Here is a 17,258-nt window from a genome sequence, read left to right on the forward strand (position 1 = left end):
TGTCGTGATTCCGCGGCATGTGGGCTAGTGCTACGCTGCTGGGATGGCTCAGCCACCGCCCGCTCCGGTCCTCGAGGCTTTCAGACTGAACGGACATGCTGAGGCCCTGTCCGGCGGTCAGGGCGCGGCGTTTCGCGTGGGCAATGTGGTTCTGAAACGAACGACGCTCCCGGAGGAAACCGAGTGGTCAGCCGGAGTGCTGGCCAAGATCGCCAGCGCCGCAGTTAGGGTCCCGCAGTACGTCGAGGCTCACACGGGCGGATGGTGCGTCGATGGGTGGTTCGCGCAGACGCTTCTCCCTGGCGCCCATGATTTTGACCGCTGGCCTGAGGTCCTCGATGTGGCGGATGCCTTCCACGTGGCTCTTCGTAACGTCGAGAGGCCCGCCTTCATGGCGCGACGCTCCGACCCTTGGGCTGTCGCCGATCGGATGGCCTGGGGGGAGGAGGAGGCCATTTACGCCGACGAGCTGGCTCCCCTAGTTGCGCCGCTCATCGAGCGTCTGATGCCCGTCGAAGCCGACGGCCAAGTTATCCACGGTGATTTCGGAGGCAATGTTCTCTTCGAAGACGGCTTGCCGCCGGCGGTGATCGACTTTTCACCGGATTGGCGGCCAGCAGCGTTTGCTAAAGCAGTGGTCGTCGTGGACGCGCTGGCGTGGCATGAGGCAGACGAGTCGCTCATTGACTACGTCGGCAGCGACGAGAACTCGGGGCAGTTACTCCTTCGCGCCGAACTTAGGCGACTGCTCGAACTCGACCAGCATCAACGTCAATCCGGACGCGGGTTCAGCGACCAGCTGAAGCCACACGAGCGGGTCGTTGCGCACTTGGTCTCGCGTTAGGCCGGTTCCATCGCGACGGTCAGTTATGGGTCCGTAGGCGGAAGCACCCCTTCTGCCGAAGAGTGGACTACGAGGCTCTTCGATCAGCGCCTGACCGTTCAATAGGGAACGCGTCATTCCAGTTCGGCCGCTGTACGACCCCCTGGCAGATGTCGATACAATGTGGCGGGAGACACACTCAGGCGCCGCGCGACTTCGACTACGGTGATGTCGCGGTTGGTCAGCATCGCCTTCGCGGCGATCAAGTCGGTCGGCGAGAGCGCCCTCGGCCGACCGCCGATCCGTCCGCGCGCCCTAGCGGCCTCTAGGCCTGCCCTGGACCGTTCGCGGATTATCGAGCGCTCGAACTCGGCCAAAGCCCCGAAAATGTGGAAGATCAGCCGACCGCCAGCAGTCGTGGTGTCGATCTGCTCCGTCAGCGACCGAAAGCCGATTTCGCGTCGCTCCAGGTGCTCGACGGTCTCGATTAGCTGTTTGATCGAGCGGGCCAGCCGATCGAGCTTCCAGACCACGATGGTGTCGCCCTTGCGGACGTAGTCGAGTGCGGCGGCAAGCTGCGGTCGAGCGCGCTGAGCGCCAGACGCCGTCTCCTCGAAGATGCGCTCACATTCTGCTTTGCGGAGCGCATCGAGTTGCAGCGCGTGGGTTTGATCACGTGTCGAAACCCTGGCGTACCTGTCGTTTTCAGAAGACGGCTGCACTGAACGTCAGAAGCCGACTGCACTATAGCAGCGGAGGGGTTGGATCCATCAGGCAACGACGGGCTGCTGCCGGCCATCAGCGGACGCAGGGAGGACTTTCCGCAACCGGCCGTTCGATGCGGCACCGATGGCCTTCGCGCAGGGGTAGTGAATCCGCCAGGATTGACTTGCGCTGCCCTACCTCTCACTAGTGAGGGGCGGCAGCGCATCAAGCGGTGAGCGCACTCCGGCACCGCCAACTTTCAGCACATGCGTGTAAATCATCGTCGTAGAGACGTCGGAATGGCCGAGCAGATCCTGCACGGTTCGAATGTCGTAACCGCTGCGGAGCAAGGCCGTCGCGAACGAGTGGCGGAGGGTGTGCGGTGTGGCGGGCTTCGTGATGCCTGCTTGTTCTACGGCACGTTTGAAGGCGCGCTGAAAGGTCTGGTCATACATGTGATGGCGACGCACGACACCGCTCCGTGGATCGGTCGAATGCGTGTGCTGCGCAAAAACCCAGAACCACGGCCAGGAATGCCCGGCGCGCGGATACTTCCGCTCAAGGGCGTCGGGAAGCGCAACGCCGCTGCGGCCCTCGGCCTGGTCCTTCAGCCACCATGCCCGTGCACGCGACAGCTGCTCGCGCAGGCTGGGTGCCAAGCTCTCGGGTAACATCAAGGCCCGATCCTTGGAGCCCTTGCCCTCCCGCACGATGATCGTGCCGTGATCGAAATCCAGATCCTTGACCCGCAGTTGCAAACCCTCACTGATCCGCATGCCCGTTCCATACAGAAGCTGGGCGAACAAACGATGCTCGCCTTCCAGAAAACCGAGGATGCGAACCACTTCATCCGGGGTCAGCACCACCGGCAAGCGCCGCGACGGCCGAGGTCTTCCGATCTCCTGAAGCCAGGGCAGATCCGTGCACAGCACCTTGCCGTAGAAGAACAGCAAGGCCGCCAATGCCTGACGATGCGTGGAGACCGAAACCTTGCGCTCGTTCGCCAGCCAGGACAGAAATGCCTCGACTTCGCTGCTGCCCAAGGTTGCCGGGTGACGCACACCGTGGAAACGGATGAAGGCACGAACCCAGTGGACATAAGCCTGTTCGGTTCGTAAGCTGTAATGCAAGTAGCGTATGCGCTCACGCAACTGGTCCAGAACCTTGACCGAACGCAGCGGTGGTAACGGCGCAGTGGCGGTTTTCATGGCTTGTTATGACTGTTTTTTTGTACAGTCTATGCCTCGGGCATCCAAGCAGCAAGCGCGTTACGCCGTGGGTCGATGTTTGATGTTATGGAGCAGCAACGATGTTACGCAGCAGGGCAGTCGCCCTAAAACAAAGTTAGCAGGTTTTCGGGTTTTAACGGTTTTAGTCCGTTGTATTGTTCCAGCATTGCTCGCGTTTAGTTTTCATAGCGCAGCGCCAAAAGGTAAAGTTCGCCAGTTTGTGGGTTTACTGCAAACGGTGGTGGCGGTAGCGTTGTTCTTTGTGGCTTCGCTTAAACAATTTTACAGGTTCCGGTTGGCTCGCCGTATCGCAGCTGGCCGGTTTAGTTTTAATTAAAAGCAGCCGTGCCGTCGTTCGAGTTTGCCAGGGCGGCAAGCCGCGCAAGTCCGGTTCAGGCTGCTAACAAGCAAAGGCAGCCGACGCGTACCGCGCAGCTGCTTTGAGCGTTAGCCGTACAACCTAAGGAGATCACATGACCGAAAGAGTAAATCTTGGCAAGTCCGCACCCAACTTGTACCAGACAGTTGTTGAACTAGATCGGCTTGTCTCTGAAGCCTTAACCAGTGCAGGCGTTACGGAAGGCTTCTCGCATCTTTTGCGCCTACGCGCATCCCAGATCAATCGATGTGCTTTCTGTGTCAGACTGCATGCGCGGGATGCTCTGGCCAGCGGAGAGTCTAGTGATCGCCTGGCTGTTCTTGCTGCATGGGAAGAGACTGATTACTTCTCTCCAAAAGAGCGTGCTGCGTTGGAACTTGTAGAGGCAATCACGCTGATCTCTGACGACCAACTGCCGGATGCAATCTACAAGCAAGCCTCAGAAAGTCTTTCCGAAGAAGAAGTGTCGGCGATTGAGTGGCTTGCTGTTGTTATCAACACATGGAATCGCATCGCTATTTCCAGCCGTTACCCTGTTAAGGAGTAGGTGCAGCTAACAAGGCGCTGTTGTCGCCGCTATCGCGGCTGGGACGGCTTACGCTGCGCTCCAGCCGCCCCAAAGCTTAGCGTTGAACGACAGCTTTCCCAAAAGCTCTACGGCTGCTCTGGGTCGACACCGGTAATCGGATCGTTGCCGCACTGAACAGCGCCCCGTTCCAGGTCGCCTCCATTTATGCGGCTGAACCGAGGGAGAGCAGCTTTACGCCGTCTGGCCGCAGTTCGCCCTTGGGCGACACGTGCCGGTAGAGCGTCTGCCGGGTAATCCCGAGTTCTTCGCAGAGATCGCCCACCTTGGTTTCCGGTTGCCCCATGCTGGCCATCGCCAGGCGTAGCTTGGCGGCGGTCATCTTGAAGGGGCGCCCCCCTTTCCTGCCGCGAGCGCGCGCCGAGATAAGTCCAGCGACTGTTCGCTCGGAAATCAACTCACGCTCGAACTCGGCCAGCGCGGCAAAAATACCGAACACAAGCTTGCCGGCGGCAGTCGTCGTGTCGACCGCCGCACCGTGACCGGTCAGGACCTTCAGGCCCACGCTACGCGCAGTTAGGTCGTGCACGGTGTTGATCAGGTGGCGCAGATCACGGCCAAGCCGATCGAGCTTCCACACGATCAGCGTGTCCCCTTCACGAAGCGCCTTCAGGCAAGCAGCCAACCCTGGGCGATCATCGCGCCTGCCCGAGGCCAGATCCTCGTAAAGGTGCGCAAGGCTCACACCAGCGGCGATGAGCGCATCGCGTTGCAAATTGGTGGACTGGGATCCGTCCGCCTTCGATACCCGCATGTAGCCGATCAGCACCTTTTCACCCGTCACGTATACGTTCGATTATGTGACAGTGTGAGCCGGAAAGCTCTATCCGTCAAAATTTGTCACTTAACCCGTCATTTTGTTTAAGACATGCAAAGGGTGCATCAGGCAGGTAATGTGACAGAAATTCCGGCGGGATGCCTTCCTTCACGAAGGTGGCGCGCAACCGTTCCAAGGAAGCGGGATCGCGCCGACCATAGGAAGCCAACGCGAACAGCGAGCGTGCCGTCTCGGGGTTGTGTCGCGCTTCAATGATGGCCTCGTCGATGGCCTGGACTGCACGCTGCCAGTGATTGATGGGCTCGGGCTTCGGCGCTTTCGTCGGCAGGCCACTGGTGAACCCGGTTTGGGGCTCGGACCAGAATAGCTTTGCCTGCTCGCCTGGCGGGCTGATGTCCCTCACCTCAATCAAGCTGATTGCCGTTGCCGCCGCCTCCAGCATCTGTAACCGTACTATCGGATTCAGGGTTTCATACGGTCGCCACAGACTTTGCCCAGCACGCAGCGGATGCCCGCAGCCTTCCCAGACTTGGCGGGGATACCCCGCGCAGGTTCCGCACGCGGAAAGCGGGGTGTTCAGCTCATCGAGCAGCGTGCGAAGAAGTCGAAACCACAATCCGGCGTGGATGCGTCGGCGCGGCAGCTCCACGTGACCGGTTGTCAGTGCCTGCCAGGTACGCTGGTCCATCGCCGCAATCGCGTCGCTGGCGGTGCGCGGTTCGGCGTCGGCGTTCTCCCAGCCGAGAAACCGCCCTGGCACGCCCCAATAGGATTCCAGCCAGCAGCCATGCAGCGGGCAGCTCAGCATCAGGGGCAGCTTCCACGCGAGCAGTACGGCTTGGTTCTCCGGATCGCTCAGGCAGAGCGGACAGGCGCGGTTTATCGGCTGGCTGGGCAGCCAGGCACGCCAGCTCGTGATGGATCGCGTCTTACGGCGGAGTCTTGGCAGCAACACCGAGAGCTGAAACGCATAGGTTTCCAAGGCGTCTGGAATCTGGTCATCAAGGCTGTCCAGTAGCCAAGGCACCCATCCGGCGAAACTCATACAGCGCAGCCGGTCCAGCTCGATGCCGCTCCGCTGGGAAAGCAACGCCAGCAGCGAGAGTGGTGGCGCGGTGTCCAGGTCATCGACCTGGCCGTGACCAAGATCGTGCTCCAGCAGGTCGGGCTCCTCCATGTGATAGCAAAGGGCCACGCGGTTGAGCCATGAGGACAGCGCCTCGCCTTCTTTCGGGGCGGGATGCAGCGGCCAGCGCGGCGCAGGCTTCACATCAGTTCCCGCTCGAATTGCCGCCGCCGCTCGCTGGGTCCGGTGTAAACGGCCATGCTGAGTGTGCGATGGTTGATCGCTTCCTCGCCGCTCTCCACGGCGACGATGGCCGCCGCCATCAGCAAGTGCGCCAGTTCCCCTATGGTGCCCTCGCTGCGTGTGAGCAGGTAGCGAGCCATGTCCAGCGTGGCAATTGGGGAAGGCCGGCGCAGCGGGAGCGAAGCGGCGAAGCTGGCCAGCAGTGAGCAGCAATCGTCGTTGGCCTCCCATACCGGCAGCATCATCGGCTCGAAGCGATTTTCCAACTGGTCATCGGAGCGGATGGCTAGGTAGGCGTCGCGCGTGCCTACCCCAACCAACGGGATGCGCAGTTCGTTGCCGAGGAAGCGCAGCAGGTTGAGGAATTCCCGGCGGTTGACGCTGTTGCCGGCCAGCACGTTGTGCAGCTCGTCGATCACCAGCATGCGCACGCCGACCTTGCGCAGCAGTGCCAGAGCCAGTTGCTCCATTTCCGGCAACCGTGGGCGTGGGCGCAGCGGCGCGCCCATCGCGGCGAGCAGCGCGACGTAGAAGCGGATCACGGACGGCTCGGACGGCATCTGCACGACCAACACCGGGATGTGCTCCTGGTCGGCGTCGGAGCTGGCCGGGTGGGTGCGGCGGAACTTCTCGACGATCATCGACTTGCCATTGTTGGTCGGGCCAACCAGCAGCAGGTTGGGCATGCGTTGCTTGTTTGGCCACGCATAAAGGGCTTCCAGCCGGTTCAGCGCCTCGACTGCGCGCGGATAGCCGATCCAGCGGTCGGCGCGAAGGCGCTGGATGCGCTCGTCCGCCGGAAGACGGGCCAAGCCCTGGGCCGCCGGCAGCAGGTGGGACAGGTCGATGATGGGATATTCGTCCACGGCTACCACTCCTCAATCTGGTCGAACGGTTTGGCGGGTGGCAAGTTGTCTGCCTGCGGGTCGGCAATATCCGTATCCGGCGGAACGGGCTTGTCCGGCCGAGCTGATGTCTTGAGGTGCTGGCGGCGATCCGCGTCACGCCGCGCCTTGCGTGTGGCCTTCTGCGCGCTGGTCACAATCTCACGCATCTGGCCGATCATGCGGAACAGCGCCGACTCATCCACCTGTTCGCGCCCTTGCTGCCGCAGTTTCGCCAGCGCCTGCCGTTGTTCCCAGAGGGTGACAGCCGGATGCGACAAGGTACGGTAGGGAATTTCCAGGTAATGCTGTCCCTCCGGTTCCAGGACCCAGATACGGCTGATGTCGCGCGGATCGCGCCGGATCAGAAAGGACGGCCAGCGTTCACGCCGCGCAATCCACGGCTTGAGCGCATCGGCGTAGTAGTGGATGTGGTCGATGACAAAGCCGGTGCGGGTCAGCGTGCGCCGGAGGATCGGCAGAAAATCGACCAGGAACGAAGTAGCGCGTGTGACGACGGCCGGTACGCCGACACGCGCCACGGCCTCGGCCCAGCGCGCGGCCGGCGGTTGGAGCAGGCCGTTGTGCACCGAACCGTGGTAGGTGCCGACCGCCAATGTGAGCCAGCGCTCTAGCTCGCGCAGCGTCAGGGCGGCCTTGTTTTCGGAATCGTAGTCGCCGCGCTGGTCAGGGTTGGAGAAGGTCGTTCCCGGCAGTTCGTCGTGAATCATCTGCATCGCCGTGCCGATGATCCGTTCCACGATGCCGCCATAGTGCGGCTGTCCCAGCGGGCGATAGTCCAGCCGGATGCCATGCTGCTCGCAACCCCGGCGCAGGGCCTCGCTCTTGAACTCGGCCGCGTTGTCTAGGTAGAGCAGCAAGGGCTTGCCGCTCATCTGCCAATCCATTTCCACGTTCAGTCCTTCCAGCCAAGGGCGCTTGTCGCAGGCGACATGCACGAGGCACAGGCCAACCGAAACGGCAGACGGCGCTTCCAGCGTGACGACCATGCCGAGCACGCAGCGGGTGAACACGTCGATGGCGAGGGTCAGGTACGGGCGGCCAATAGGTTGCCGGTCGCGGTCATCGACCACGATCAGGTCGATGACCGTATGGTCTATCTGCACCTGCTCCAGCGGCGCGGTCACGGCAGGAGGCTCGCCGCCCACACCTTGTAGGTCACGAGCGGCATCCTGGCCTTCCCGCCGGCGGATGACCTTGCGCGGGTCAAGGCTAGCGATCCGTAAGGCCACGGTATTGCGCGCCGGCACTCGCAGTTTTTGAGCCTTGCACACCTGAGTGACTTCGCGGTGAAAGGCCGCTAGGCTGCGCTTCTGCTTGGTCAGGAACCGCTTTTGCAGTAGCTCGTGGATGACGCGCTCGACCGGTTCCGGCAAGCGCCCCTTACCTTTACCTCCACCGGACTGGCCGGGCACCAGATCCGTCACGAGGCCGCTGCCTTGCCGGGCACGCCGGATCAGAACGTATACCTGGCGCCGAGACAAGCCCAGCGCCTGAGCCGCCATATCGGCCGCTTCGTGCCCGACCGTCTCCGACTGCGCCAACGGACTGATGATCTCCGCACGACGGCGCGCACGCTCCCAAGCCTCATCAGGCAGAGTGGCCACGCCTTGTTCTGGAATCCGTGGGGTGTCCGTCGCCATGCTCACCTCGCTTTGGTGCACACGAGTATTGAGCATAGTCGAGATTGGTGCAGATCACTTCTGATATTGAACTGTCAGGAGCTGGCTGCACAACAGCCATTACGCCCAATCAACTGGTGCAGTCGTCTTCTGAAAATGACAGTACCCCACCAACATGCTGTTCTCCTCTCAAAACACTTAGAAACGTAGATCGGTGAGAGATCGGAAGCGAGAGGCAGTTTTGAGAGACCTTCAACCTTCGGCAGACTGTCGGCTTTGGTATCTCTCATAAACGGATGTTTTTGAGAGAACTATCTTCGGCCTTCACACGCACGAAAGGCGGCGAAGCTCCGCCGTTAATCCGTCCGCCGGAGATCTCGCCCAGGCAGGCTGAAGGCCGAGCAAGCCTGACAGGCCCGAAAAGCCCGGCACGGGCGTCGGCGGCGATGACGGCGGCGGCATTATCCAGGGTTGATGATGGAAGTGGAGGATATCGACAACCTCTCGCGCAACCAAGACATCGCGGTCGGACTGCAAGTGATCTTGAAGCCACGGGCCCGTCCCACCCCGACATGGACCTCGATGCCCGAACGGACGTTAGATTTCGAGTTCTAGGCGTTCTGCGATGAAGGTTGGATCCCAGCCGGGATTGAAAGTGTCGACGTGGGTGAATCCGAGCCGCTCGTATAGGCCACGCAGGTTCGGGTGGCAGTCGAGCCGCAGCTTGGCGCACCCCTGCGTTCGCGCGGCATGGCGGCAAGCCTCGATCAGCGCGGAGCTGACACCCCGGCCCGCATGTGTCCGTCGCACCGCGAGCTTGTGCAGATATGCGGCCTCCCCCTTGAGGGCGTCGGGCCAGAACTCGGGATCCTCGGCCGACAAGGTGCAACAGCCGACGATGCCGTCGCTGCAACTCGCGACTAGGAGCTCGGATCTCAGGACGAAGGTCTCCGCGAATGTCCGGTCGATCCGCGCGACGTCCCAGGCGGGCGTTCCCTTGGCGGACATCCACGCCGCAGCGTCGTGCATCAGCCGCACAACCTCGTCGATATCACCCGAGCAGGCGACCCGAACGTTCGGAGGCTCCTCGCTGTCCATTCGCTCCCCTGGCGCGGTATGAACCGCCGCCTCATAGTGCAGTTTGATCCTGACGAGCCCAGCATGTCTGCGCCCACCTTCGCGGAACCTGACCAGGGTCCGCTAGCGGGCGGCCGGAAGGTGAATGCTAGGCATGATCTAACCCTCGGTCTCTGGCGTCGCGACTGCGAAATTTCGCGAGGGTTTCCGAGAAGGTGATTGCGCTTCGCAGATCTCCAGGCGCGTGGGTGCGGACGTAGTCAGCGCCATTGCCGATCGCGTGAAGTTCCGCCGCAAGGCTCGCTGGACCCAGATCCTTTACAGGAAGGCCAACGGTGGCGCCCAAGAAGGATTTCCGCGACACCGAGACCAATAGCGGAAGCCCCAACGCCGACTTCAGCTTTTGAAGGTTCGACAGCACGTGCAGCGATGTTTCCGGTGCGGGGCTCAAGAAAAATCCCATCCCCGGATCGAGGATGAGCCGGTCGGCAGCGACCCCGCTCCGTCGCAAGGCGGAAACCCGCGCCTCGAAGAACCGCACAATCTCGTCGAGCGCGTCTTCGGGTCGAAGGTGACCGGTGCGGGTGGCGATGCCATCCCGCTGCGCTGAGTGCATAACCACCAGCCTGCAGTCCGCCTCAGCAATATCGGGATAGAGCGCAGGGTCAGGAAATCCTTGGATATCGTTCAGGTAGCCCACGCCGCGCTTGAGCGCATAGCGCTGGGTTTCCGGTTGGAAGCTGTCGATTGAAACACGGTGCATCTGATCGGACAGGGCGTCTAAGAGCGGCGCAATACGTCTGATCTCATCGGCCGGCGATACAGGCCTCGCGTCCGGATGGCTGGCGGCCGGTCCGACATCCACGACGTCTGATCCGACTCGCAGCATTTCGATCGCCGCGGTGACAGCGCCGGCGGGGTCTAGCCGCCGGCTCTCATCGAAGAAGGAGTCCTCGGTGAGATTCAGAATGCCGAACACCGTCACCATGGCGTCGGCCTCCGCAGCGACTTCCACGATGGGGATCGGGCGAGCAAAAAGGCAGCAATGACGCCGTGGCACATTGGCGACTTCCACGTGGAAGTTTCACCGAGCTGACTCGGCGGGCCCAGGCGAACGGCCACCATCGAGTTGATGTTGAGCTCGACCAGCCGCTTGTCGCGCAGCGCCTCGGGCACTTCGCCCGCGACGATCCGTTGTGCAAGTCCCTCGACGATGGCGGTCTTGCCCACGCCGGGCTCGCCGATCAGCACCGGGTTGTTCTTTTTCCGGCGGGCCAGCACTTCGATCGTCGTCTCAATCTCGCGGGCGCGGCCGATAACGGGATCGAGCTTGCCCTCGCGGGCGAGCTTCGTCAGGTCACGGCTGAACTGGTCGAGATCAGGCGTGCTGGAAGGCGCATCCACGCGGCCCTCCTCGGCTCCCTTGCCCACGACCTTGGTCACCTGCTGGCGAAGCGCCTGCGGCGTCAATCCGTATTTGCGCAGGATCGACGCGGCCAGGCCTTCACCTTCCTCGGCAAGGCCGATCAGCAGGTGCTCGGGACCGACATAGGAATGGCCGAGTTCGTTCGAGGCGATGAAGGCCCGGTTCAGCGCGTCCTTCAGGCGAGGACTGACGCCGATTTCGCCCTCCGCCTTGGCCTCTCCACGCTTCGCTTCCTTCTCGATCTGGCGCCGCAGATCGTCCACATCGACCTTGAACTGTTCCAGGATCGTCTTGACGACGTCAGACGAGGTCAATGCCAAAAGCAGATGTTCAGTATCGACCTCGCTGCGCCCGAATTCCCCGGCCTTCTGTGCGGCATCCTGCAGCAGCTTGTTGCCCTGTTCGCTCAGCCGGTCGGCGATGGTGCGTCCGCCGCCGCGCCGCGACCCACGCCGCGGCGCGCCCTCGCCGAAGGTGGCGTCGGCGGCAGCGTCATCGCCGTCACCCAAGGCGCCGAGCGTGCCGCTTCGCTGCGGACTGTCACCAAAGAGGCTGCCCAAACCGCTCTCGCCAAAGAATTCGTCAAGAAGGGAGCGCCGTCCGAACAGGGACTCCAGGGGCGAGGCGCTGCGACCCGACCGGCGCGCCATTTCGCTGTAATGCTGGTCGCAAAGCTCCATGTTCTGAACCCTGCCGTTCACCGAGGCGCGCACGCGCGCCGTCGCCGGGCGACCGCAAATATCGCAAGCTCCGTTTGCCATTTCTCTCCTCCGTTTTCTTTATCCAGTTAGGGTTGTTCGCCGATCATCTGCGCCAATGACAGTCTCACGCAGCGACCGCTTCCGTTCTTTTCACCTTGGACCCAATTGCCACAAGATCGGGCTCGTCCAGTGTCTCTCGTTGCAGGATCCTGCGCCGATTGCTCGAGAAGATTCAGTCTTCCTTTCCATACCGATTTGCTCCCTCTAGCGTGAAAGCTGCGCACGTATGCGTTCGAGAAGTGCGAGAAGAACACGCCTCTCGTCGACTGATAGATCCGGTAAGATGTATTCCTTCAGCGCCGCTCGTCGGGGATCTAGTTCTCGCATGATTTTTTGCGTCTTTCTCGTCGGCACAACGATCTGCGACAGCCGATCATTCGGTGACGGCGAACGCTCTACCAAGCCGCCGCGCCATGCGGTCCACGAGTTGCCCGGCTGTCGCACTGCCGACTTCCAGCCGCGCCGCGAGGTCGCCGATCGCGAGGCTCGGGACTCGTCCACATGGGAGACTGCCATCCACGACAGTCGCGTCTGACCGGTCTCACGGCTTTCATCGTCGATCCGCTGCTGGATGTGCTGGGCGACCCGATGGATCGTCATCCCGATCAACGCATTGTTGGATGCAATCATCATTTGACCTCCAAGGATCTGTTGGTCGTCGCGAAGCTCCATCAGACGCCGCTAGAGATTGAAATGCTAGCATGAATTATGCCTGCGTGGTATCATTGTGATCGTAGAATTGAAAAAGTTTCATGATCGATATCTCTTGCCGTGGCGCTCGATCCGCGAACGGCGTATTGCGGATCGTCATCTGCCGGCCCGAGGCAGAAAAGCCGAAGAAAATCGAGATCAAGGCAGCCTGAGAGGAGCTGGAACGATGAGCACCGACATCTCGCAAGCCGCCGAAAAGACGCCGACCGACTCGCCTGAGACCACCGGCGGCGGACGCATCTACCGCCCGTCGACCGATATCGTCGAGACCGATCAGGGTTTCTCCATGATGCTTGAAATGCCTGGGGTCGCCGCCGATGCGATCGAAATCACGCTCGAAAATCGTGTGTTGACGATCCGCGGCAAGGTTGACCCGGTGCGGCCGAAAAATCTCGAACTTGCCTATGCCGAATATGGCGAGGGCGATTTCGAGCGTGCCTTCACGCTTTCCGAGGACTTCGACCCCGACAGGATCGAAGCCGAGATGCGAGGAGGCGTCCTAACTTTAACGCTCCCCCGGGCCCCTGAAGCGCAGCCGAAAAGGATCGCCGTCAAGGGCGCCTGAAAACCGAAGGAGACCATATCATGCAGATCAAAGACCTCATCCCCTGGGCGCGCAAGGACGGCGCGCCAGACGCCAAGAGCAGCGAAGACAACCCGATCGCGACACTCCAGCGCGAAATGAACCATGTGTTCGAGAACTTTTGGAACCGGGTCGGTCAGTTCGAATGGCCCTGGGGCAGCGGCGAAGCCAAATCCGACATGGTCGAGACCGACAACGCGATCGAAGTGTCGATCGAGCTGCCGGGCATGGAGATGAAGGACATCGAGGTGACGGTCAACGATGACATGTTGACTGTGAAGGGGGAGAAGAAGATCGAGCGCCAGGTGGAGAAGAAGGGGTATTACCTGTCCGAGCGCAGCTACGGCGCAATCTACCGGACAATTCCGCTCCCTCCCGGCGTGGATGGCGAAAAGGCGCAGGCATCCTTCAAGAACGGGGTTCTGACGATCAAGCTGCCCCAGACACCCGAGGCGCAGGCGAAGATCAAGCGCATCGATGTCAAGAACGGCTGATTTGCCACATTGGGTGTCGCCGGTTTGCGGCGTCCGCTCAGCTCCGTTTGATATCACGCCGTCTGGTGAGCCCCGGGGAGCCTGTTTCTCCGGGGCGGCTTTCGAGGGGGAATGATGAAAGACCTGAAACGATCCGGGCTAACCCGTGAACAATGGTCGGCGATGACGCTCTACGAGAAGTTCGAGCAAGTTGTCATCTTCGTCCTCAGCGTCATCATTGCGGCGATCATCGTGGCGTCGGTCTGGGCGCTGATGCGCGAAGTCGTGAACCGCTTGCTTCTGGGGGCATTCGACACTCTCGACTACGCCACCTTCCAGGTGGTGTTCGGCATGATCTTCACCGTGGTGATCGCGCTTGAGTTCAAGCGCTCCCTTCTTGTTGCGACCGAACGCAGCTTCGGGATCCTCCAGGTCCGCACGATCGTGCTGATCGCGCTCCTCGCCATCGCGCGCAAATTCATCATCTTGGACCTCAGCGAGACGGAATCATCCAAGATTGCAGCACTCGCGGGCGCGGCGCTTGCGCTCGGCGGTGTTCACTGGCTGGTGCGCGATCAGGACCGGCGCGAGCTCGGAGGCCACGAGACGCGATGACCACGGCCTCCGCCAGCCACCGCTTGCTCAATTTCGTGCAATCGGCGCTGCTGCGTGGCGCAGACGAACCTGTGCCGTTTCGTCATGTAGGCGCGCTTTTCCACTATGTGGAGCCTAGCGGGATGGTTCTTGCAGCTGGCATCCTGCAACGCGTGGTTCTGGAGCCGGAAGCGGATTTCCTTCGAGATCCTCGCCTTGCCGGTCACCGTCTTGAATGTCCGGCGCAGGTCCTTGCCTCAAATTTAGCAAGGAAGACGTCCACGAAACATCGGGCTATTCACCTTCCAGCCTCACGGAGCGACGCAGCAATATCGCTGATCGAGCGAAACAGGACCAGTTCATCATCTCTGGTAGGCTCAAATCCTCGGCGCCGCCAGAATTCGGCAGCCTCCCCGTCGACGGCGTTGACCATCAATGCCCGCCCACCGATCAGCGATGCGGCCTGAACGCAGCGTTGGAGGGCATGCTTCACAAGGCCAGTCCCGATGCCCACCCCGGCGGAGCCGATGTCGGTCGCGAGCTGACCAAGCAGCATGCAGGGAATTGGATTAGGCGGCTGCCCCGTCCGGATGGAGCGCGGTAGCACCGATGGCACAACGGCTATTGGTGCAAGGCCGTAATATCCCACCACACGCCCTGCCTCATGCACGACGAGAACGGCGGTAAAGCCCTTCTGCTGATTGGAGAGCGCTCGGGTTTTCAGCCAGTGGTCGAGCGTCGGCTTGCCACAGGAAAACTGGGAAACATCCTGGTCGGCGGAAAGCGGCTCGGGTCCTGAAAGCAGCAAGGGGTTACCGCTTCGCCCCGTAGCCGGGCTCCCACGGCGCAGGCCGCTTCAGCACTTCAACCATATCCGGAACAGGAGCGGCCGGGCGCGACAGCACATCCATGAACTGAGCAAAGCCTTCCGGGCTCATCCGGATCAGGCCCTGCTCCATGACGACCTCCTCGGCCGCGCGCACAGCGGCATCTCGCACGAAATCGGTGCGCGAACGGCCGCGCAGGCTGGCGGCACGATCGATCATGGCAACATCGGCCTCGGGCAGACGCATTGAGATCGGATATTCCTTGCGTTCCGCAGTGTTGGCCATGACGATTCTCCTTGGTCGGAAGATGGCATCTTGTAGCTCTAAATACAATACGATAAAATCACATCCACAAGCAACAGCTTCCGATGGGGTAGTATCGAGGCCAAAGATGACGGCGACAGCGATCGATTCCGACAGGTCATTTCACTATGCCACGGCACGCCAGATCACGCCGCCGCTCGCCATGACACGCGTCGGCATACTGATCGCCGCCAAATGTTCGCCCGTAAATTCCATTGCTTATACCGGGCACGGGACCAATGCTGTCAGTTATGACCTTGCGAGCCTCACAAAACATAGCAAAGATGACAGGAGCCGAGCGCGAAGCGCTGCTCGAATCTTTGCTGCTGGACGCGCCGGAGTTGACGTTTACGCCGCGCGGCAGTCCCGACCCTCGCCTTCTGCGTCTGGTCGGCATCCTGGCAAAGCAGGCGGCACGGGAATGCTTTGCCGAGGAAGTGAAGTTATCCAGGCAAAGGAGGAAGCGCACCTCCTGATGCAGATGGGAGCAATGTTTTGAAAGTTGCGATTTACGCCCGTTATTCTTCTGACAATCAACGCGACGCTTCCATCGCCGACCAACTTCGCATGTGCCGCCTCCATGCCGAAAAGCAAGGTTGGCACGTCATCGAAGAATATACCGACCACGCAATCTCCGGCGCTTCGCTGATCCGTCCGGGCATCCAGGCTCTGATGACCGACGCCATGGCTGGTCGCTTCGACGTGATCCTCTCAGAGGCTATGGATCGCCTCTCGCGTGATCAGGAAGACATCGCCGGAATCTTCAAACGCGTGTCCTATGCGGATGTGAAGATATTCACCCTGTCGGAGGGCGAGGTCAGCCATCTGCATGTCGGCCTCAAGGGCACAATGAATGCCCTCTTCCTCAAGGATCTTGCCGACAAGACCCGCCGCGGCCAGCGCGGCCGTGTTGAGGCTGGCAAATCGGGTGGCGGCAATTCCTATGGCTACGATGTGGTCAAGAAGCTGGATGCCAATGGCGAACCCATTCGCGGCGACCGCACCATCAACGAAGACCAGGCCGCCGTCGTTCGCCGCATTTTCCGCGACTACGCGGCCGGCAAGTCGGCCAAGACCATAGCCTTTGCACTGAACAAGGACGGCATTCCGGCCCCTTCGGGCGGCGACTGGGGTTTCAGCACGATCAACGGCAACCCGAAGCGTGGCAACGGCATCCTCAATAATGAGATGTATGTCGGCAAGATCGTCTGGAACCGGCAGCGCTTCGTAAAGGACCCGAACACCGGAAAGCGGCAGGCGCGCCCCAACCCCGAATCGGAATGGGTCATCCAGGAGACACCAGAGCTTCGGATCCTCGACGATGATCTCTGGAATGCTGTGAAGGCACGGCAGGAGAAGAACAAGCTCACCCGCGACGACAACGGCTGCACGGATGTCCGCACTGTCAATCATCGGCGGCGCCCAAAATACCTCTTCTCGGGCCTCACCAAATGTTCATGCTGTGGTGGCGGGTACTCCGCGATCTCGGCAACGCTGATCGGATGCTCTACAGCTCGCAATAAGGGCACCTGTAACAACCGCGTCAATATCCGTCGCGACGAGTTGGAATCGCGCGTGCTGAATGCGCTGCGCACCCGACTCGTTGACCCTGAGCTGTTTGCCCATTTCTGCGAGGTGTTCACGCAAGAGATGAACCGCCTACGAATGGAAGGCCGCGCCGGTATTGCCTCGGCGGAAGCCGAGATCGCGAAGATTGATCGGGAACTCGAAACCCTGCTCAACCTGATCCTTAAAGGCGGCGCTGCCGACGCTCTCAATGCGAAGATGGTGAGCTTGGAAAAGCGGAAGAAGGAACTGGAACTGTTCCTGGCCGAAGCTGACGAGCCGCCGGCCCTGTTGCACCCGAGCATGGCGCTGCAATACCGCAAGCGCATCCAGCAGCTCTACGACTCGCTTCAGGATGAAGAAGAGGGCAAGCGGGTAGAGGCAGCCGACACCATTCGCTCGTTGGTAGATCAGATCGTGCTGACGCCTGTTGAGGGCAAGGTGGAGATCGACGTTCAAGGCGATCTTGCTGGAATCCTTACGATTTCCGCACAAACGAAAAACCCCGCCTCCGGGGCGGGGTCTTCGCAAGTAAAGATGGTTGCGGGGGCAGGATTTGAACCTGCGGCCTTCAGGTTATGAGCCTGACGAGCTACCGGGC

The 17,258-nt window shown here is 61.2% G+C and carries 19 protein-coding genes and 1 pseudogene; 8 read left to right on the forward strand and 12 right to left on the reverse strand.

The window, feature by feature from the left end; genetic code table 11:
- Positions 1-43: 43 nt before the first annotated feature.
- Entirely contained in the window at positions 44-844 is an 801-nt protein-coding gene (locus CEV33_RS12025) for a hypothetical protein (protein ID WP_034002764.1), read from the forward strand.
- Between the two features lie 113 nt (positions 845-957).
- Here CEV33_RS12025 and CEV33_RS12030 read toward each other — a convergent pair whose 3' ends face one another.
- Positions 958-1,545: a recombinase family protein gene (locus CEV33_RS12030; RefSeq protein WP_094540705.1), complete on the reverse strand. Its 588-nt coding sequence runs from the start codon at positions 1,543-1,545 to the stop codon at positions 958-960.
- A gap of 177 nt (positions 1,546-1,722) precedes the next feature.
- Entirely contained in the window at positions 1,723-2,736 is a 1,014-nt protein-coding gene (gene intI1 / locus CEV33_RS12040; RefSeq protein ID WP_000845048.1) for a class 1 integron integrase IntI1, read from the reverse strand.
- On the opposite strand from intI1, the gene CEV33_RS24255 reads away from it, so the two are divergent.
- Both CEV33_RS24255 and CEV33_RS12050 read left to right on the forward strand, forming a co-directional pair.
- Positions 2,735-3,094: a hypothetical protein gene (locus CEV33_RS24255; protein WP_208620193.1), complete on the forward strand. Its 360-nt coding sequence runs from the start codon at positions 2,735-2,737 to the stop codon at positions 3,092-3,094. The two genes, intI1 and CEV33_RS24255, sit on opposite strands and share 2 nt — an antisense overlap.
- A 136-nt stretch (positions 3,095-3,230) precedes the next feature.
- Positions 3,231-3,683, forward strand: coding sequence for a carboxymuconolactone decarboxylase family protein (locus CEV33_RS12050; protein ID WP_094540706.1), 453 nt, complete (start codon positions 3,231-3,233; stop codon positions 3,681-3,683).
- A 184-nt stretch (positions 3,684-3,867) separates the two neighbouring features.
- Here CEV33_RS12050 and CEV33_RS12055 read toward each other — a convergent pair whose 3' ends face one another.
- The 8 genes and pseudogenes from CEV33_RS12055 to CEV33_RS12105 all read right to left on the reverse strand — a co-directional run bounded on the left by CEV33_RS12055 (position 3,868) and on the right by CEV33_RS12105 (position 12,233).
- Positions 3,868-4,491 (reverse strand): recombinase family protein, encoded by a 624-nt coding sequence (locus CEV33_RS12055; RefSeq protein WP_003155741.1) that lies wholly within the window; start codon positions 4,489-4,491, stop codon positions 3,868-3,870.
- Positions 4,492-4,552: 61 nt separating this feature from the next.
- Positions 4,553-5,770, reverse strand: coding sequence for a TniQ family protein (locus tag CEV33_RS12060; RefSeq protein WP_006122485.1), 1,218 nt, complete (start codon positions 5,768-5,770; stop codon positions 4,553-4,555).
- Positions 5,767-6,675, reverse strand: a complete 909-nt coding sequence (locus CEV33_RS12065) for a TniB family NTP-binding protein (protein ID WP_003155746.1) — start codon at positions 6,673-6,675, stop codon at positions 5,767-5,769. Before CEV33_RS12065 ends, CEV33_RS12060 begins: the two co-directional genes overlap by 4 nt.
- Before the next feature lie 2 nt (positions 6,676-6,677).
- Positions 6,678-8,357 carry a Mu transposase C-terminal domain-containing protein gene (locus tag CEV33_RS12070; RefSeq protein WP_000179844.1) on the reverse strand — a complete coding sequence of 560 codons (1,680 nt, stop codon included), beginning with the start codon at positions 8,355-8,357 and terminating at the stop codon, positions 6,678-6,680.
- Positions 8,358-8,933: 576 nt separating this feature from the next.
- On the reverse strand, positions 8,934-9,434 hold the full coding sequence (locus tag CEV33_RS12080; protein WP_000376623.1) for a GNAT family N-acetyltransferase: 501 nt from the start codon (positions 9,432-9,434) through the stop codon (positions 8,934-8,936).
- Between the two features lie 127 nt (positions 9,435-9,561).
- Positions 9,562-10,401 carry a sulfonamide-resistant dihydropteroate synthase Sul1 gene (gene sul1 / locus CEV33_RS12090; RefSeq protein WP_000259031.1) on the reverse strand — a complete coding sequence of 280 codons (840 nt, stop codon included), beginning with the start codon at positions 10,399-10,401 and terminating at the stop codon, positions 9,562-9,564.
- Between the two features lie 449 nt (positions 10,402-10,850).
- Positions 10,851-11,600 (reverse strand): annotated as a pseudogene (locus tag CEV33_RS12100) (Clp protease N-terminal domain-containing protein); the annotation flags it as partial.
- 204 nt (positions 11,601-11,804) lie between these two features.
- Positions 11,805-12,233 (reverse strand): MarR family winged helix-turn-helix transcriptional regulator, encoded by a 429-nt coding sequence (locus tag CEV33_RS12105; RefSeq protein WP_235818407.1) that lies wholly within the window; start codon positions 12,231-12,233, stop codon positions 11,805-11,807.
- Positions 12,234-12,477: 244 nt separating this feature from the next.
- Here CEV33_RS12105 and CEV33_RS12110 point away from each other — a divergent pair, with 244 nt between their 5' ends.
- From CEV33_RS12110 to CEV33_RS12120, 3 genes are all read left to right on the forward strand, one after another.
- Entirely contained in the window at positions 12,478-12,876 is a 399-nt protein-coding gene (locus tag CEV33_RS12110) for an Hsp20/alpha crystallin family protein (RefSeq protein ID WP_003603273.1), read from the forward strand.
- A 20-nt stretch (positions 12,877-12,896) separates the two neighbouring features.
- A complete protein-coding gene (locus tag CEV33_RS12115; RefSeq protein ID WP_011982931.1) occupies positions 12,897-13,388 on the forward strand; it encodes an Hsp20/alpha crystallin family protein in 492 nt (163 codons plus the stop codon).
- Between the two features lie 162 nt (positions 13,389-13,550).
- Positions 13,551-13,982, forward strand: coding sequence for a phosphate-starvation-inducible PsiE family protein (locus CEV33_RS12120; RefSeq protein ID WP_445433019.1), 432 nt, complete (start codon positions 13,551-13,553; stop codon positions 13,980-13,982).
- A 277-nt stretch (positions 13,983-14,259) separates the two neighbouring features.
- Here the strand turns inward: CEV33_RS12120 and CEV33_RS12125 are convergent, their stop codons facing one another.
- Together CEV33_RS12125 and CEV33_RS12130 are read right to left on the reverse strand one after the other, a co-directional pair.
- Positions 14,260-14,769 (reverse strand): GNAT family N-acetyltransferase, encoded by a 510-nt coding sequence (locus tag CEV33_RS12125; RefSeq protein WP_094540707.1) that lies wholly within the window; start codon positions 14,767-14,769, stop codon positions 14,260-14,262.
- Positions 14,770-14,773: 4 nt separating this feature from the next.
- The gene (locus tag CEV33_RS12130) at positions 14,774-15,073 is read right to left on the reverse strand and encodes a type II toxin-antitoxin system TacA family antitoxin (RefSeq protein ID WP_094540708.1); all 300 of its coding nucleotides are present in this window, start codon (positions 15,071-15,073) and stop codon (positions 14,774-14,776) included.
- A 257-nt stretch (positions 15,074-15,330) separates the two neighbouring features.
- On the opposite strand from CEV33_RS12130, the gene CEV33_RS12135 reads away from it, so the two are divergent.
- The gene (locus CEV33_RS12135) at positions 15,331-15,567 is read left to right on the forward strand and encodes a hypothetical protein (protein WP_235818408.1); all 237 of its coding nucleotides are present in this window, start codon (positions 15,331-15,333) and stop codon (positions 15,565-15,567) included.
- Between the two features lie 19 nt (positions 15,568-15,586).
- On the forward strand, positions 15,587-17,239 hold the full coding sequence (locus tag CEV33_RS12140; RefSeq protein WP_081725751.1) for a recombinase family protein: 1,653 nt from the start codon (positions 15,587-15,589) through the stop codon (positions 17,237-17,239).
- Positions 17,240-17,258 lie beyond the last annotated feature (19 nt).

This window comes from Brucella grignonensis (genome assembly GCF_002252505.1).
Taxonomy (GTDB): domain Bacteria; phylum Pseudomonadota; class Alphaproteobacteria; order Rhizobiales; family Rhizobiaceae; genus Brucella; species Brucella grignonensis.

Bases quoted from the DNA above. Each gene is read 5' to 3' on its own strand.
- CEV33_RS12070 (WP_000179844.1), bottom strand. From the start codon at position 8,357: ATGGCGACGGACACCCCACGGATTCCAGAACAAGGCGTGGCCACTCTG.
- CEV33_RS12115 (WP_011982931.1), top strand. From the start codon at position 12,897: ATGCAGATCAAAGACCTCATCCCCTGGGCGCGCAAGGACGGCGCGCCA.
- CEV33_RS24255 (WP_208620193.1), top strand. From the start codon at position 2,735: ATGGCTTGTTATGACTGTTTTTTTGTACAGTCTATGCCTCGGGCATCC.
- sul1 (WP_000259031.1), bottom strand. From the start codon at position 10,401: ATGGTGACGGTGTTCGGCATTCTGAATCTCACCGAGGACTCCTTCTTC.
- CEV33_RS12120 (WP_445433019.1), top strand. From the start codon at position 13,551: ATGACGCTCTACGAGAAGTTCGAGCAAGTTGTCATCTTCGTCCTCAGC.
- CEV33_RS12110 (WP_003603273.1), top strand. From the start codon at position 12,478: ATGAGCACCGACATCTCGCAAGCCGCCGAAAAGACGCCGACCGACTCG.
- CEV33_RS12080 (WP_000376623.1), bottom strand. From the start codon at position 9,434: ATGGACAGCGAGGAGCCTCCGAACGTTCGGGTCGCCTGCTCGGGTGAT.
- CEV33_RS12105 (WP_235818407.1), bottom strand. From the start codon at position 12,233: ATGATGATTGCATCCAACAATGCGTTGATCGGGATGACGATCCATCGG.
- CEV33_RS12050 (WP_094540706.1), top strand. From the start codon at position 3,231: ATGACCGAAAGAGTAAATCTTGGCAAGTCCGCACCCAACTTGTACCAG.
- CEV33_RS12130 (WP_094540708.1), bottom strand. From the start codon at position 15,073: ATGGCCAACACTGCGGAACGCAAGGAATATCCGATCTCAATGCGTCTG.
- CEV33_RS12135 (WP_235818408.1), top strand. From the start codon at position 15,331: ATGCTGTCAGTTATGACCTTGCGAGCCTCACAAAACATAGCAAAGATG.
- CEV33_RS12025 (WP_034002764.1), top strand. From the start codon at position 44: ATGGCTCAGCCACCGCCCGCTCCGGTCCTCGAGGCTTTCAGACTGAAC.
- intI1 (WP_000845048.1), bottom strand. From the start codon at position 2,736: ATGAAAACCGCCACTGCGCCGTTACCACCGCTGCGTTCGGTCAAGGTT.